General features: G+C 63.9%; 15 protein-coding genes. 9 read left to right on the top strand and 6 right to left on the bottom strand.

What is annotated here, in order from left to right:
* Positions 1-17: 17 nt before the first annotated feature.
* From HHL25_RS13865 to HHL25_RS13850, 4 genes are all read right to left on the bottom strand, one after another.
* Positions 18-2810: an EAL domain-containing protein gene (locus tag HHL25_RS13865; RefSeq protein WP_169591922.1), complete on the bottom strand. Its 2793-nt coding sequence runs from the start codon at positions 2808-2810 to the stop codon at positions 18-20.
* Between the two features lie 52 nt (positions 2811-2862).
* The gene (locus HHL25_RS13860) at positions 2863-3747 is read right to left on the bottom strand and encodes a FecR domain-containing protein (protein ID WP_169591918.1); all 885 of its coding nucleotides are present in this window, start codon (positions 3745-3747) and stop codon (positions 2863-2865) included.
* A gap of 173 nt (positions 3748-3920) precedes the next feature.
* Positions 3921-5027: a TRAP transporter substrate-binding protein gene (locus HHL25_RS13855; RefSeq protein ID WP_169591914.1), complete on the bottom strand. Its 1107-nt coding sequence runs from the start codon at positions 5025-5027 to the stop codon at positions 3921-3923.
* A 175-nt stretch (positions 5028-5202) separates the two neighbouring features.
* A complete protein-coding gene (locus HHL25_RS13850; protein ID WP_169591911.1) occupies positions 5203-5670 on the bottom strand; it encodes a group III truncated hemoglobin in 468 nt (155 codons plus the stop codon).
* A 198-nt stretch (positions 5671-5868) separates the two neighbouring features.
* Between HHL25_RS13850 and mbfA the strand changes: the two genes are divergently transcribed.
* Together mbfA and HHL25_RS13840 are read left to right on the top strand one after the other, a co-directional pair.
* Entirely contained in the window at positions 5869-6852 is a 984-nt protein-coding gene (mbfA, locus tag HHL25_RS13845; RefSeq protein WP_169591907.1) for an iron exporter MbfA, read from the top strand.
* A gap of 43 nt (positions 6853-6895) precedes the next feature.
* Positions 6896-8089 carry an MFS transporter gene (locus HHL25_RS13840; RefSeq protein WP_169591903.1) on the top strand — a complete coding sequence of 398 codons (1194 nt, stop codon included), beginning with the start codon at positions 6896-6898 and terminating at the stop codon, positions 8087-8089.
* Positions 8090-8105: 16 nt separating this feature from the next.
* Here HHL25_RS13840 and HHL25_RS13835 read toward each other — a convergent pair whose 3' ends face one another.
* On the bottom strand, positions 8106-8723 hold the full coding sequence (locus tag HHL25_RS13835) for a transglutaminase-like cysteine peptidase (RefSeq protein ID WP_169591899.1): 618 nt from the start codon (positions 8721-8723) through the stop codon (positions 8106-8108).
* A 105-nt stretch (positions 8724-8828) separates the two neighbouring features.
* Entirely contained in the window at positions 8829-9644 is an 816-nt protein-coding gene (locus HHL25_RS13830) for an alpha/beta hydrolase (RefSeq protein ID WP_169591894.1), read from the bottom strand.
* Between the two features lie 185 nt (positions 9645-9829).
* Here HHL25_RS13830 and infC point away from each other — a divergent pair, with 185 nt between their 5' ends.
* From infC to rplT, 7 genes are all read left to right on the top strand, one after another.
* The gene (infC, locus tag HHL25_RS13825) at positions 9830-10366 is read left to right on the top strand and encodes a translation initiation factor IF-3 (RefSeq protein ID WP_169592907.1); all 537 of its coding nucleotides are present in this window, start codon (positions 9830-9832) and stop codon (positions 10364-10366) included.
* A 152-nt stretch (positions 10367-10518) separates the two neighbouring features.
* Positions 10519-11070, top strand: coding sequence for a hypothetical protein (locus HHL25_RS13820; protein ID WP_169591890.1), 552 nt, complete (start codon positions 10519-10521; stop codon positions 11068-11070).
* A gap of 166 nt (positions 11071-11236) precedes the next feature.
* On the top strand, positions 11237-11755 hold the full coding sequence (locus HHL25_RS13815; RefSeq protein ID WP_169591885.1) for a PepSY domain-containing protein: 519 nt from the start codon (positions 11237-11239) through the stop codon (positions 11753-11755).
* A 3-nt stretch (positions 11756-11758) separates the two neighbouring features.
* The gene (locus tag HHL25_RS13810) at positions 11759-12424 is read left to right on the top strand and encodes a response regulator transcription factor (RefSeq protein ID WP_169591882.1); all 666 of its coding nucleotides are present in this window, start codon (positions 11759-11761) and stop codon (positions 12422-12424) included.
* The gene (locus tag HHL25_RS13805; RefSeq protein WP_169591878.1) at positions 12421-13746 is read left to right on the top strand and encodes a sensor histidine kinase; all 1326 of its coding nucleotides are present in this window, start codon (positions 12421-12423) and stop codon (positions 13744-13746) included. Before HHL25_RS13810 ends, HHL25_RS13805 begins: the two co-directional genes overlap by 4 nt.
* A 178-nt stretch (positions 13747-13924) precedes the next feature.
* Positions 13925-14128, top strand: coding sequence for a 50S ribosomal protein L35 (rpmI, locus tag HHL25_RS13800; RefSeq protein ID WP_169591873.1), 204 nt, complete (start codon positions 13925-13927; stop codon positions 14126-14128).
* Positions 14129-14166: 38 nt separating this feature from the next.
* The gene (gene rplT, locus HHL25_RS13795) at positions 14167-14571 is read left to right on the top strand and encodes a 50S ribosomal protein L20 (RefSeq protein WP_169591870.1); all 405 of its coding nucleotides are present in this window, start codon (positions 14167-14169) and stop codon (positions 14569-14571) included.
* Positions 14572-14691 lie beyond the last annotated feature (120 nt).

Raw genomic sequence — 14691 nt, 5'->3', positions numbered from 1 at the left:
TGTCGCAGGCGTGATCGTCAGGCGGGAAGCGGTTCCCTTGCTCCCTCGGCCATGTCGATGAGGTCGGACGATGTCTGCGGCTTTCCGAACAGGTAGCCTTGTCCCTGTTCGCAGCCAATGTCCTTGAGGAATACGACCTGCTCCTCGGTTTCGACCCCTTCGCAGATCATCGCGATTCCGAGACCCTTGCACAGCGCCTTGACCGAGTGGACGATCGCCCGGCTCGCCGGGTTTTCCATCAGGCTGCGGACGAACATCTGGTCGACCTTGATCTTGTCGAGCGGGAACCGGGCGAGATAGCCGAAGGAGGAATAGCCCGTCCCGAAATCGTCGAGCGCAAGCGAAATGCCGAGCGCCTTGAGGTCGGCCATCTTGGCGAACACATCCGGCGACGGATTGAGGAACGCGGATTCGGTGATCTCGAGGTGAAGGCGCTTCGGGGAGAGGCCACTCTGTGAAAGCGCGTCACGCACCGCACCGACGATGTCGCCGCGCTGGAACTGCAGCGGGGCCACGTTGACCGCGACCGTCAGTTCGCCGGGCCAGGAAAGCGCATCCCTGCAGGCGCGCGTCAGCACCCAGCAACCAAGCTGCTCGATGAAGCCGTTGGCTTCCGCGATCGTCACGAAGTCTTGCGGGGAGACGAAGCCGAGCTTTGGATGGATCCAGCGGATCAGCGCCTCGGCGCCGATCAGTTTGCGATCCGAAAGGCGGACCTGAGGCTGGTAGAGAACATGGATTTCACCCTTGTCCAGCGCATGCCAGAGCTCCGCCTCGATGCGGCGCGCGTCCGCATGCCGCAGTCCGGTCTCCGGATCGAACCGCGTGACGCCGTTGCCGCTGGTCTGGCGTGCGAGGTCGAGGGAAAGTTCAGCCTCCGCGACCAGCACGGCGCCGCCTCTGAGCGGCGGACCGCTCTGGAAGGTCATGCCGATGCGTGCCCCGAGCCGGGCTTTCGAGCCCAGCACGTCGAAGGGGATACCGATCGACCGGACGATTTCTTCGGCGATCGCGTTCGCCTCCGTCTCGCTCACGGGCGAGGTTGTGAAGGCGGCGAACGTGTCGCCGCCGAGCCGGGCGATCTCGGACAGGCGCGGCTCGACACCCTCGAGGCGAGCGACCACGGCCTTGAGCAAGGCGTCTCCCTTGGATCGGCCGAGCGTCGCGTTGATGGTCTTGAAGCGATGCAGGTTGATGGCGAACACTGCGTGCCCCTTGTCCGCCGGGGGCGGGGCTTCAAGAGCCTCATCGATCATGGCGATGAAGGGGGACGAGCGGAGTGCATCGGTCAACACGTCATGCTCGGACAGGAAGGTGATGCGATCTTCCTGGCGTCTGCGGGCCGTGACATCGCGGGCCGTGATGCAGGCGACGAAGTCGTGCGCGACGAGGCGCCTGCTGCGGCCGGAGGCGCGCGTCAGCTTTGACGGAGTGATCGTGTATTCGATGACACGGTCGCCGTCTTCAGGTCCGAGCACCAGCACGTTCAACGCCGACTGGGGCGCGTGGCCGTCACGCAGGGCCGAGATCGCCTGCCGGATGCCGGTCACCCATTCCGGGGGAAGCCTGTCGGCGACGAGATCGCCTTTCCGTGACGCCTGAAGGCCGGGCAGGATTTCTGCCAGCCGCGCGCTTTGCTCGAGCAGCAGACCATTCTCGTCGACGACGAGAATGGCGTCGGCACTGTCGTTGATAACCCTGCCGAGGAGGTTGCGGGTGTTGTCGGCATCGGCCGAGGCAAGACGCAGCAGCCAGCTGCGCAGGTCGAGTTCCTCGACGAAGCGGGTGGCGATCGTCAGCAGCAGCAGGACCTGCGTCGCCGCCGTGGGCAGAAGCACGCCCTGGCTCGTCTGCAGGAAGAGAGCCATCCCTTCGGTCACGAGCATGCCCGCGCCCACTATGCCCAGCTGACGGCGTAGCGCCCGGTAGGGCGAGAGCGCGAAAAACGAGATGATCGCCCCGAACGCGAGCGACGGCCAGGGAAAAAGGGGCTTCAGCGCGCGATCCTGGAGGAGGGTCTCGGTGGCAAGGATCTGCACCATCGGACCGGACAGGAGCCCGTGCACGGGAACAAGGAAATTGTCCTTGAGTTCGATGGCGCTGGCGCCGGTAACGACAATCTTGTCTTCAAAGACCGAGGGATCGATCCGGCCCTCCAGCACGTCGATCACCGAGTACCGGGATACGCCGCCGGGATCGATGGAGAAGTCGATGATAAGGGGGGCGGCGGTTTTGTCGGCGATACCGGCAAGTGTTGCCGGCACCGACATGACGAACTCACTGTCCTGCATTTCGCCGTACGGGAAACGGCGTACCTGACCGTCCGCGTCGGCGCTCAGGCTGACGCTTGCGGACCAGGAATGCTCGGCGAACATCGGGTCCGGTCGATTAACCCCGGTCGCGTCGGACCTCGCGTCGGACGACAGCTGCTGGGTGAAGGACGGCAGTATCACGCCGCCGCCCGCGGCCTCGAGCGCGGCCGCGAATGCGGCATCACTGGCCGGGTTCGATCGGGCGCTGAAGTCGATATCGAAGAAGATATCGCGTGCCCCGCCAGCCGCATAGATGTCGATGAGGCGGGCATAGATGGTTCTGTCCCATGGCCAGGTCCCGACCTTGTCGAGGCTCTGCTTGTCGATGGCGACAAACACCACCTGGCCGGTTGGCACCCGGCTGACGATGCCCATGCGCTTGGCGACAAGTGCGGCATCGAGGCGGGTAAACGCGCCGATCGCGGAAAGACCGCCAACCACAACAAGCAGCAGACCCAGCGCGAAAAGCCTGCGACGGGGAAGGTGAGCCTTCGGCATTCCTGTTCTCTCGGTCTGGATCGTTTGGGAAACGGTTCAGGTGATGACGGCGTCAGTCATCGTCGTCGCCGCCGTCGTCCTTGCTCTTGCCTTTCCCCTTATCCTTATCCTTGTCCTTGCCGTGGCCTCCGGCATTGCTGTTTGCATTGGCACTGCCGTTGCCGTCGGTGGCAGAGCTCGAATTTCCATTGGCGTTGCCATTGCCCTTGGCGTTCGAATTGTCGTTCGCGCTGTTGCCATTGCTTCCAGCAGTGTCAGACTTGTCGTTGCCGGTTGTGCCGTCGCGGGTGGCGGACGTGTCGTCGTCGGCCGTGTTCGCCGTAGCTCCGATGCCCGGAACGGTGGGTGCGCTCGCCGACACGCTGACGACCGGCGACTTCGGGCCGGGACCGACAACCTTGAGGGAACCGGCGCTGGCAGGCGACACGGCGACCGACTGGCCAGGCCTCACATCGACGCGTTCACCGCGCCGGGGATCGGTGACCCCGACCAGCCCTCGCTGAACGCCGAGCTGGGCCGCCTTGCCGTCGACGCTGACGGTGAAGCGCGTGCCCTTGACCACGGCGGCAAGAAATGGGGTCTGGACGGAAAGATTGCGGCCGGGACGCTTCTCGAAGTCGACGACGATCTCGCCGATCTGCTGAACGATCTCGAACTTGTCGCCGGCATGATCCTTGGCGACCACCGAAACCATCGAGCCGGGCTGGATAGCGACCATGTCTTCCTCGTGGGTCAGGACGGCGCGCCCGCGCGGACCGCTGCTGATCCAGGCGCCACCAGGCACCGGCATGCCGGCTTCAAGACGCGTCCAGTTGACCTTGTCGACGGTGAAGTTGACGGGCTGCTTGACCTTGGAGGCGATCCAATCCGCGGCTGAGGCCAGCCCGGGGTTGAGGATGAACAGCACGATCGAGACGAGAAAGACGCAGGGACGCACGACAAAACTCCGGCATTTCGGTTCTGTCGAGCATAGAATATTCAATATAAAAAAAGCCTAACATAGGCGGAGCGACGAAACCGCGTCCTCCCTGCGAGACCCTTCCGGGCAGAAAAAATGCCCCGGGCTGACTGAGCTGCCCGGGGCGTTTTGGAAGCCGATCCCGAGAGCGATCAGAGCTTACCCTGGCGCTGCTGGATCATCATGTAGGTGTCGAAGCCGTATTCGGCGACCTGGGCCCAGAGGTAGGCGTCCTTCTTGAACGCCAGCTGGCTCTCGTAGAGCTTCTTGAAGTTGTCGTTCTTGGCGCTGAGGTCCGCATAGGTTTCGAGCGCGGCCGCATGGCAGACATCGAGAATGTCGGAACCGAAGGCGCGCAATTCCGTGCCCTGGGCGACCAGCTGGCGAAGGGCAGCAGCATTGGATGCGTCGTAGCGGGCCAGCATGCGGGCATTTGCCGCCGCGCAGGCGTCCGTCAGGATGCGCTGATAGTTCTTCGGCAGTTCGTTGAACTTGTCCGAATTGAAGAAGGCATGGACGGCCGGGCCACCTTCCCACCAGGCCGGGTAGTAGTAGTACTTGGCCACCTTGTAGAAGCCGAGCTTGAAGTCGTCATAAGGGCCGACGAATTCTGTGGCGTCGATCGTGCCCTTCTCCAGGGAGGCGTAGACATCGGAGCCTGCGATCTGTTGTGGCGTGACACCGACCTTGCTCATCACTTCGCCGGCGAGGCCCGCAATGCGCATCTTGAGACCCTTGAGGTCGTCGATCGTCTTGATTTCCTTACGGTACCAGCCGCCCATCTGGGCACCGGTATTACCGGCCGGCAGGGCATACAGCTTGTGGCCGGCGAGGAATTCGTTGAGCAGTTCGTTGCCGCCGCCGGCGGTGAACCAGGCATTGGTCATGCGGGCGTTGAGGCCGAACGGGATCGCCGTGCCGAGGGCAAACGCCGGATCCTTGCCGATATAGTAGTAGCAGCAGGTATGCGCCATTTCGACCGTGCCGGCAGCAACCGCGTCGGCGGCCTGCAGCGGCGGGATGATCTCGCCGGCGGCGAAGGGCGTGATGGTGAAGTTGCCGCCGGTCGCTTCCGAAACGCTGGTGGCGATGTCGGTGGCCGCGCCGAAGATGATGTCGAGGCTCTTCGGGAAGGAGGAGGTGAGGCGCCAGTTGAGCTTGGGGTTTTCCTGGGCGATCGCGGGCGCGGCAAGCGACATGGAGGCAGCTGCACCCAAACCGGCGGCGCCGGCCTGCTGGAAGAATTTACGGCGGTTCATGATTCTTGGCCTTGGTTGTTTCTTATGGATTATCCTCCCCCTCCGGGCGCGGTCTTATCATCGCAGGCCGCTCATGCAAGCCCGAAAGTCGCGAGAATTGCGCGCAAGGTGCGCCGGAGATACGCAAAATTTCGCAGCCGAAGCCCATTCGGTGAGAAAGATGCGCGGTCGTGTATCAACTGGTGCGGCGAGCCGGATCGTCGAGCGCCGGATTGTAGAACAGCGCGAGCACCAGGCTGCGTGCGATGCGCTCGGCGGTCGCCATGAACCAGGCCTCGGCTTCCGCATTGGCGCCGAGATCGGACAGCGTCTGGCGGAAGAGGGCCAGCCACTCGATGAAGAGCCTCTCCTGCATGCCTTCGACGCCTTGATGGGCCTGCACGGGCTTGCCGCCATAGGCGCCGTTCTTGAAGGCGACGGAGCCCCAGAAGGCCTTCATCTTGGCAAGATGCTCCGGCCAGCGCCCGGAAAGCCGGGCCTCGAACACCGGGCCGAGCCGCTCGTGGGAATGGATCCGGCCGTAGAAGGTCTCGACCAGCCTGTCGATGAAGGCCTGATCGACGCCCAACGCAGCCATCTGCGCTTCGGCCCGCGCCGTGATGTCGGCGCGGTGGGCGGCACGCGCCACGAGATCGTCTTGCATCGCTGTCTCCTGCTTCGATTGGGAGCTTGGCCCTGCTTTTCGCCGATTGAACCGGCCACGTCAAACCTGAAGCCCGAGACCCAAGGTCGCATTCGGGCGTCGCGAATTCGCTCCGTGAGGCGAAGGGTCGCGCTTGTCTTGACGGGTCTCTCGCGGCAGAATAAGTTTAGAATTATTATAAAGAACGAAAGCCAAGTCATGCTCGCCCGCCTGTTTTCCTCCTCCAAACGTTCCTTCTCGAGCCTCAGCGACCAGGAGGTCCTGGCGCTTGCCATTTCCTCCGAAGAGGATGACGCGCGGATCTACCTTGCCTATGCTGACCAGCTTCGCGGTCAGTATCCGCAGTCGGCAAAGGTCTTCGAGGACATGGCGGAAGTGGAGCATACACACCGCAACCAGCTGATCGAACTGCATCGCCAGCGCTTCGGCGAACGGATCCCGCTGATCCGGCGCGAACATGTGCGCGGCTTCTACGACCGCAAGCCGGACTGGCTCAGGGCCAGCCAGAGCCTCGACCAGATCCGCGCCGAGGCCGAGGCCATGGAACAGGGCGCCTATCGCTTCTACACCGAGGCCGCAAGCCGCACCTCCGACGCCTCGACCCGCAAGCTGCTGGGCGATCTCGCGCTGGCGGAGCAGGGGCACGAGGAAATCGCCTCGATGCTCGGCGAGCGTCACACGCCGGAAGATGTGAAGGTCGAAGAAAACGAGACCGCCCGCCGCCAGTTCGTCCTGACCTATGTGCAGCCGGGGCTTGCCGGCCTGATGGACGGATCGGTCTCGACGCTCGCGCCGATCTTCGCGGCCGCCTTTGCGACGGGCGACACCTGGCAGACCTTCCTGGTCGGCCTCTCCGCCTCCGTCGGTGCTGGTATCTCGATGGGTTTCACCGAGGCCGCCCACGACGACGGAAAACTGTCCGGGCGCGGTTCGCCGATCAAGCGCGGCCTCGCTTCCGGCATCATGACGGCGCTCGGCGGCCTGGGTCATGCACTGCCCTATCTCATTCCGCATTTCTGGACGGCCACGGCGACCGCCAGCGTGATCGTCTTCGTCGAGCTCTGGGCCATCGCCTTCATCCAGAACAAGTACATGGAGACGCCGTTCCTCAGGGCGGCCATGCAGGTCGTGCTCGGCGGTTCGCTCGTGCTCGCAGCCGGCATCCTGATCGGCAACGGTTGAGGATTGTCACATCGGTGCAATGCGAATAGCGTAGCGCCTCGTCATGCAAATCTCCCCGGCCACGCTCGGCATGGGCGTGTCGATGACCGTCGGTTACGGCACGCTCTACTACTCCTTTTCGATCCTTGCACCCGAGATCGCCCGCGATTTCGGCTGGTCGCAGAGCTTTGTCTTCGCGGTCTTCTCGATCGGTCTGCTCGGCGGCGCGGTCTCTGCACCCATCATCGGGCGACTGATCGACCGGTTCGGCGCGCGACCGGTCCTCGTCAGCGGTTCGCTTCTGGCGGCCCTTGCCCTTGCCGCGCTGTCGATGGTCCAGAACGGCTGGCAGTTCGCAGTCGTGACGCTTGCCGCGGAATTCGTGTCGATCGCCGTCCAGTATGACGCCGGCTTCGCAGCGCTTGCGCAGCGCCACGGCCAGGAGGCGCGCAGCCATATCACCCTCGTCACGCTGGTGGCGGGCTTCGCCTCGACGGTGTTCTGGCCGCTCATCCAATGGCTTCTGACCCTCATGACCTGGCGGGAGGTCTATCTCGTGCTCGCCGGGCTCAACCTGCTTCTGGCACTGCCCGTGCATTTGCTGTGGCCGTCGCGGCGCCAACCGGTCGGCGAAGCGTCAAGGGATACCGACGGCGCGGCCGCTCGACAGCCCGTGAGCCGGCGGCCCCAGCTGGTGTTGATGGCAGTCAGCCTCTCTGCCGGTGGCTTCGTGCTCTCGGCCATGGGCGCCTCGCTGCTGGTCCTGCTCGGCAATGCCGGGTTCACGGCGGCCGTCGCGACGCTCACCGGAAGCCTCATCGGTCCGTCCCAGGTGGCCGCACGTCTCATCGAATATGCCCGTCGCGGCGTGCTTTCTCCGCCGGTCACGGGCCTGATCGCCACCGGCGCGCTGTTTGTGGCGCTGGCTCTGCTGTTTGCTGCTGCTCTCTATCCGGCGGTTGCCGTTGCACTCGTCTTCGCCGTCTTCTTCGGCATCGGCCAGGGCCTCACCTCGATCATCCGCGGCGTTCTGCCCCTGCATTATTTCGGTACGGCAGGTTATGGCCGCACGATGGGCACGCTGTCGGGAATTCGCATGGTGCTGTCGGCGGCCGCGCCCGTCACGATCGTCTTCCTCAACGAACAGGTGGGGGTGGCGGCGGCCGTCGGCTGCCTGCTGGCGATGGGGGCGGTCGGACTTGTCGCCATGCTGGGCCTTGCCCGCATGCCCTCGCTTCGCCCGGAAGGCGAACGCTAATCGGTCGATAGCCGGCTTACTTGAGAGCGCCGACCATGACGTCGGTGGTGCCGTTCTCGATGGTGACCCAGCGGCCGGTGTCGAAGCTCGCCTGGCGCTTGAGATAGGTATAGGGCGTGTCGGTCCACAGCTTCACGTCGTCGACCAGGTTGTCGAGCACGAAATCACCCTGCGCGCTGCGCAGCGTCAGAACAGCATGACCCTCGCCATCGGGCTTGCGCACCACGGTGATCAGCAGGTCGGCAGCGGAAAAGCCGGCCTTGATGAGCTTCTGGCGCTTCAGGAGGACGAAGTCCTCGCAATCGCCGACATCAACCGGATAGCTCCAGACTTCTTCGCGACCGAAGGCCTCGGCATCGGTCATCGGGGTGATCGAGGCGTTCACGTCTCTGTTGACGTCTCGCACGATGTCCCAGCCGTGAGGCGTAAGCCGTGGCAGGGCGGCCGACTTTGTCCTGATCGCGCATTCGGCATGATGCTGCTTGCAGAATTCGTAATGGCCGATCGGTTGCGACGTCACGCTGCCGGTCTGCATGGAAAACTGCGGCTTCGGTGCCGTCATGGCCGTGTTCATGGGCGCTGAAACACCCAACATAACCAGCGCGACGGCAAGTGCGCGCGAACTGTTCGTCATGAACTCGTCCCCTAGATCATTAACAAAACGTTAATGTCCAAGGGGCTTTCGAGTCAATTGCGACGGCGCCTGCGCGTTAGTGATTTGTCAACTATGGTTAAATTGCTACAGGCCGGTTCCGACCATCGAAAGGATCGCCGCCTTCATGCGGTCGATGTCTTCCGGCCGGGACAGGCGATGGTCGCCGTCGCGCACGAGGGTGAGCACCACATCGTCGACGGGTAGGAACTCGACGAGCTTCAGCGCGTGGGCGAAGGGAACGTCCGGATCTTCCATTCCCTGCAGGATGTGAACGGGGCAGCCCGTCTCGATGATCCCGGTCAGCACCCGGTTCTGTCGACCGTCCTCGATGAGCGCGCGGGTGAAGATGTTGGGCTCGGGGCTGTATTCGGAGAGTTCCTCGAAGTAACCTCGTTCGGCGAGCGAGGCGCGTTCGGCCTCGCTGAGATTGGGCTCGATGAGGTCCGCCGTGAAATCGGGTGCCGGTGCGATCAGCACCATGCCGGCGACCCGCGGGCCGGTGCCGCGGCGGGCAAGTTCCTGGGAGAGCCTGAGCGCAATCCATCCGCCCATCGAGGAACCGATCAGCACCACGCTCTTCGGCGCAAAATGGTCGATCACCGCAAGCGCTTCCTCGAGCCAGCGGGAAATCGTGCCGTCACGGAATTCGCCGCCGGATGCGCCGTGGCCCGAATAGTCGAGGCGGATTGCCTGGAGACCCTTTTCGGCAGCGAGCGCATCCATTTCGACGGCCTTGGTGCCGGTCATGTCCGAGCGATAGCCGCCCAGCCATACGAGGGCGGGAGCGTCGGCCGGCGTCGCCTCGGCGGCAGGACGAACCAGCGTCGCAATGACGCGCTCCGCGTCCCCGTCTCCGACGGTTATGGTTGCGGCATGCGGGGCAGGCAGGATCGACGACATGTGAACGGTTCCCTGGGGCTCGATCCGCCCTGTTAAACAGATTCGCGAAGTGACGGACAGCAGGTGATTTTCTATCTGAAGCGTGTTATTGACTTGCAACGCCGCAATCGCCAAATATCCGCGACGCGCCAAACCAGCGCCGGAAAGCGTTGCGGCAATGCGCAATAGTTCAGGAGAATACGACCATTCGCAGACCTTTCAAAGCCGACGCCCCCGTCAAGGATGGGCCGCGCTCCAACCGGGAAATCCGGATTCCCCGGGTTCAGCTTATCAATGAGGAAGGCCAGAACCTCGGTATCGTGCCGACGGACCAGGCGCTGAAAATGGCGGAAGAGGCCGGTCTCGATCTCGTCGAGATTTCGCCCAACGCCGAGCCGCCGGTCTGCAAGATCCTCGACCTTGGCAAGCTGAAATACGCCAACCAGAAGAAGGCGGCCGAAGCGCGCAAGAAGCAGAAGATCGTTGAGGTCAAGGAAATCAAGATGCGCCCCAACATCGACACCCATGACTATGAGGTGAAGATGAAGGCGATGAACCGCTTCTTCGAAGAGGGCGACAAGGTCAAGGTGACGCTCAAGTTCCGCGGCCGCGAAATGGCCCACCAGGAGCTTGGCATGAAGCTGCTGCTGCAGGTCAAGGAAGACACGCTCGCCATTGCGAAGGTCGAAGCCGAGCCGAAGCTCGAAGGCCGCCAGATGATGATGGTGCTGGCTCCGAAGTGAGCCACCGCCGGTCTCATCAAACGAGCCGCCCTTGTGGCGGCTTTTTTGTGCCTTTCCTGACAATCCGCTGACAGCTTCACACGGCGACCTGTCAGGGCCATGCATGCATAGTCTTCCCATAGAGTTCATCGAAGCATCTATCGGAGGATAAAATGTTCGTCATCTTGCGCAGGCACCTGCTCGTCTCCACGGCCGCCATCTTCTCGCTGACCATCGCACCGGCACTGGTAGCGGCCCTTTCCGCGCCGCTCGGCGCATCCGTCGTGTCATCGGCTTTGGCCGACAGCGACGGTGGCGGCGACGACCATGGCGGCGGTTCCGACGACAGCGGCTCGGACGACAGCGGCTCGGACGACAGCGGCTCGGACGACCACGGATCCGGTGGCCACGGTTCGGATGACGATGGGTCCGACGACCACGGTTCGGACGACGATTCCGACGATGATTCATCCGACGACTCGTCCGATGACGCCTCCGATGACTTGAGCGACGACGGTCACGGCCAGAAGGGTCGCAACAACGACACCCGTCTCGTGGTGAGCGACGACCAGTTGGCAGGCTTGCAGAACGGCACGATGGTCGCCGTCGACCAGAACGGCCGCCGGCTGAAGGTCGAGATCGAGCAGGAGCACAATCAGACCGAAGTGAAGATCAAGGCGCCGCGTGGTTCGGTTACCGCGGTGTCGATCGTTCCGGCAACCTGAGAGGTCCCCGAAACGGCCGCGGCCCAGCCGCCAGGATCGCTCGCCGTTTCAACCCCGCCCGCACCCCCGGGCGGGGTTTTCTTGCCGTGGTGGCGTCCCGACCAGACAATCGCTAGTCTGGGGTCGTGTCCGTGTCCGGGAGGGACCTGAGAAAAGCGTGACGACAATGGATAGACGCAATTTCCTGCTGTTGCTGATCGCGGCCCTTGTCGGCGGCGCGGAGGTTCTGCGCGCGGATGTGGCGCGTGCCGACAGCGGCAAGGGTGACTCGGGCGACAGCGACTCGGATGACGGCGGATCCGACGACGGTGGTTCGGATGACGGCGGCGACGATGGCGATTCCGGCAACAGCGGGTCCGGCGGCGACGACGGCAAAGACGATGCCGGTGACGATGATAGCAAGGATGACGACAGCAGCGGCAAGGGAAAGGACGGCACCGGAGCCGAAGACGGCGACCACGTGAAGGCGCGAGACGCCGTTCGCGAGGGCAAGATCCTGCCCTTGCGCGAAATCCTGAAAAAGGTCGAGGCCATGGACACGGGCCGGGTTATCTCGGTCGAGCTTTCGCTTCAGGGCAGGTCGCCTTTCTATACGCTGAAGGTCCAGAGCGATGCGGGCAGGGTGAAGACATTGCGCGTGAACGCGGTGACCGGCCGCAAGCTGTCCACGTTCGGATGGTGGTGACGCATGCGCCTCCTGCTTGCCGAAGACGACCGTGACATCGCCGAACACACGAGGAAGAAGCTGGAGGCCGAGGGTTATCTCGTCGAGCACCTGGCGACCGGTCCGGAGATCTGGGCCGAAGGAGAGACGGGCGAATATGCCGCGATCATCCTGGATCTCGGCCTGCCGGGAATGGACGGCCTGTCGATCCTCAAGCGCTGGCGGGCGGCCGGCGTCGATACCCCGATCCTCGTCCTCACGGCGCGCGGCTCCTGGATGGAGCGGGTCGATGGCTTCGAGGCAGGCGCCGACGACTATCTTCCGAAGCCCTTCCGCAGCGAGGAACTGCTCGCGCGTCTCAAGGCGCTCCTGCGCCGCGCCGGTGGTCGAGCCTCGTCCGTCAAGTCCGTCGGCCGTTTCGTCGTCAACGACGAGGCGCGCCGGGTGACCTATGACGGACGGCCGCTCGAACTGACCGCGCTCGAATACCGGCTGGTGCAATTGCTGGCGAGCGCCCCGGGCAGGGTCTTCGATCCGATCGAGATTGCGAGGCATGTCCAGGGGCGTGACGATGACGCGGCGAAGAATTCGGTGGAGGCGATGATTGCGCGGCTGAGGCGAAAGACCGAGCCCGGCGCGATCGAGACACGCCGTGGCTTCGGCTATGTGCTGCCCGACGAGGGCGCATGATCAGGTCGCTGAGGATCAGGCTCGCCGTCGGAGCCTTCGTCGCCATCGTCTTCGTCCTTGTGCTGGTCGGCTTCGGCCTCAGCCGTGTCTTCACCAGCTATGTCTCGGAACGGTACCAGATCGAGATGTCGACGGTGATCGACCAGCTTGCGGCCGATCTCGAGTTGCGCGACGGCAGGGTGGTGCTTGACAAGCAGCCGACCGATCCGCGCTTCGAACTGCCCGGCAGCGGACGCTACTGGCAGGTCCAGGCGGAGACCGGGGAGGTGCTGCGCTCCCGCTCGCTCTGGGATGTCGACCTACCCGCAGATGTTCGCCCGACCGTCGCGTTCGGCTTCTTCAGCGCTGAAGGCCCCGACGGAGCGGGCCTTCTCGTCCAGCGCCGCAACATCACGATTGAACAGCCCCAAGGCGCCAGAAGCTTCCTGCTGCAGGCAGCCTTCGACCGCGGCGAACTGGAAACGGCCATTTCGGAGTTCCATGGAGTGATGGCGTTGATGCTGGCGCTTAGCGCGAGCGTGCTCGTGGCTGCCGCCATTTTCCAGGTGGCGGTCGGGCTGTCGCCGGTGGTGCGTCTCGAGCATCAGGTGGGCGCGGTCCGGTCCGGGCAGGCAAGCGCGGTCGACGACGTCGGCGTGTCGGAACTGAAGCCGCTGGTCGCCGAGCTCAACCTGCTTCTCGACGAGCGGTCCACGGCGGTGGAGCGGGCCCGGGCCCGCGCCAGCGACCTCGCCCACGGGCTGAAGACGCCGCTGACCGTGCTCCTGCAACTCGCCGACCGTCTGCCGCCGGAGGAGAAGGAGCTCGCCCGGCAGCAGGTGGACCTCATCCGCCAGCGCGCCGACCGCCAGCTCCAGTCGGCGCGGCTCGGCGTCGAGCAGATGGGGCTGACGGAGCTCGCCCCCCTCGTAGGCAAGCTGGTCATGGTGCTGAAGCCCATCACTGCGCCGCAGGGCATCGAGTGGTCGGTCCGCATCCCCGATGCGCTTGCCGTCGACATGGACGCCGCCGATTTCGCCGAGGCGCTCGGAAACGTGCTCGACAATGCCACCCGTTTCGCGAAGGGCACGATCTCCATCGCCGCGATCCAGACGGGCGCCTCGGTCGAAGTGACCGTCGAGGACGACGGCCCCGGCGTTTCCGACGCCGACCTGGCGGCACTTCCGTCGCGGGGGCTTCACCTCGGCGAAGACGACGGCGGTTCCGGCCTCGGGCTGTCGATCACACGCGAGATCGTCGCGGCCTATGGTGGCCAGCTGAACCTGGCCCGTTCGCAACTCGGCGGGCTGTTCGTGCGTCTCTCGGTTCCGCTGCGGCACTAGCGGGTAGCGCAGCGGCCGCTTCTGATGGAGATTCCCGCGCCGACCCGTTGCGCTTTTCCGCGTCTGCGGTTATAAGCCCCCGTCCGAACGGTCCGGCAGGGCATGCCGTGGCCGTTCTTTATGCTTGAAAACAGGCCTCGTCTGCCAGTTTTCGATACAAGAACAATGGAGTAGCAAAATGCCCAAGATGAAGACGAAATCCTCCGCCAAGAAGCGGTTCAAGATCACGGGTACCGGCAAGGTCCTCGCAGCTGCCGCCGGCAAGCGCCACGGCATGATCAAGCGGTCCAACAAGTTCATCCGCGATGCACGCGGCACGATGGTTCTCGCCGAAGCAGACGGCAAGAAGGTTATCAAGAACTACCTGCCGAACGGTCTCTGAGACCCTTTCGCTTTTTGGATCATTAAGGAGATCATGACATGGCACGCGTAAAACGTGGCGTAACTTCCCGCGCCAAGCACAACAAGGTATTCAAGGCAGCCAAGGGCTTCTACGGCCGCCGCAAGAACACGATCCGCGCAGCAAAGGCTGCCGTCGATCGTTCGAAGCAGTTCGCTTACCGCGACCGCAAGGTCAACAAGCGCAACTTCCGCGCCCTGTGGATCCAGCGTATCAACGCTGCCGTCCGCGAACACGGCCTGACCTACGGCCGCTTCATCGACGGCCTGAACAAGGCTGGCATCGAAGTCGACCGCAAGGTTCTGTCCGACATGGCGATCCATGAACCGGCAGCCTTCGGCTCGCTGGTCGCCGCTGCCAAGAAGGCACTGGCCTACCTCAAGGAAGCCGGTACGGCAAACGAGTTTGAAAGCGCGGTCAAGTAAGCCAGCGCTTCCCAAGCTTTTGTAAAAAGAAATTGTTGGGAAACCCGCGCTGGCAGGGCTGGCGCGGGTTTTTCATTTTGTCGTCATGCCGGTGCGTTACGGGCCGGCGATGGATTTAGG

It is taken from the genome of Rhizobium terricola, assembly GCF_012927355.1.
Classification (GTDB): Bacteria; Pseudomonadota; Alphaproteobacteria; order Rhizobiales; family Rhizobiaceae; genus Allorhizobium; species Allorhizobium terricola.
The sequence above is the reverse complement of the archived record's forward strand: the minus strand, read 5'-3'. Positions and strand labels throughout refer to the sequence as shown.

Excerpts from the sequence above, each read along its gene's own strand:
- HHL25_RS13835 (WP_169591899.1), bottom strand. The coding sequence starts at position 8,723 with ATGACGAACAGTTCGCGCGCACTTGCCGTCGCGCTGGTTATGTTGGGT.
- HHL25_RS13850 (WP_169591911.1), bottom strand. The coding sequence starts at position 5,670 with ATGCAAGACGATCTCGTGGCGCGTGCCGCCCACCGCGCCGACATCACG.
- HHL25_RS13810 (WP_169591882.1), top strand. The coding sequence starts at position 11,759 with ATGCGCCTCCTGCTTGCCGAAGACGACCGTGACATCGCCGAACACACG.
- HHL25_RS13865 (WP_169591922.1), bottom strand. The coding sequence starts at position 2,810 with ATGCCGAAGGCTCACCTTCCCCGTCGCAGGCTTTTCGCGCTGGGTCTG.
- HHL25_RS13840 (WP_169591903.1), top strand. The coding sequence starts at position 6,896 with ATGCAAATCTCCCCGGCCACGCTCGGCATGGGCGTGTCGATGACCGTC.
- HHL25_RS13830 (WP_169591894.1), bottom strand. The coding sequence starts at position 9,644 with ATGTCGTCGATCCTGCCTGCCCCGCATGCCGCAACCATAACCGTCGGA.
- HHL25_RS13820 (WP_169591890.1), top strand. The coding sequence starts at position 10,519 with ATGTTCGTCATCTTGCGCAGGCACCTGCTCGTCTCCACGGCCGCCATC.
- HHL25_RS13805 (WP_169591878.1), top strand. The coding sequence starts at position 12,421 with ATGATCAGGTCGCTGAGGATCAGGCTCGCCGTCGGAGCCTTCGTCGCC.
- HHL25_RS13815 (WP_169591885.1), top strand. The coding sequence starts at position 11,237 with ATGGATAGACGCAATTTCCTGCTGTTGCTGATCGCGGCCCTTGTCGGC.
- HHL25_RS13855 (WP_169591914.1), bottom strand. The coding sequence starts at position 5,027 with ATGAACCGCCGTAAATTCTTCCAGCAGGCCGGCGCCGCCGGTTTGGGT.
- mbfA (WP_169591907.1), top strand. The coding sequence starts at position 5,869 with ATGCTCGCCCGCCTGTTTTCCTCCTCCAAACGTTCCTTCTCGAGCCTC.
- rpmI (WP_169591873.1), top strand. The coding sequence starts at position 13,925 with ATGCCCAAGATGAAGACGAAATCCTCCGCCAAGAAGCGGTTCAAGATC.
- rplT (WP_169591870.1), top strand. The coding sequence starts at position 14,167 with ATGGCACGCGTAAAACGTGGCGTAACTTCCCGCGCCAAGCACAACAAG.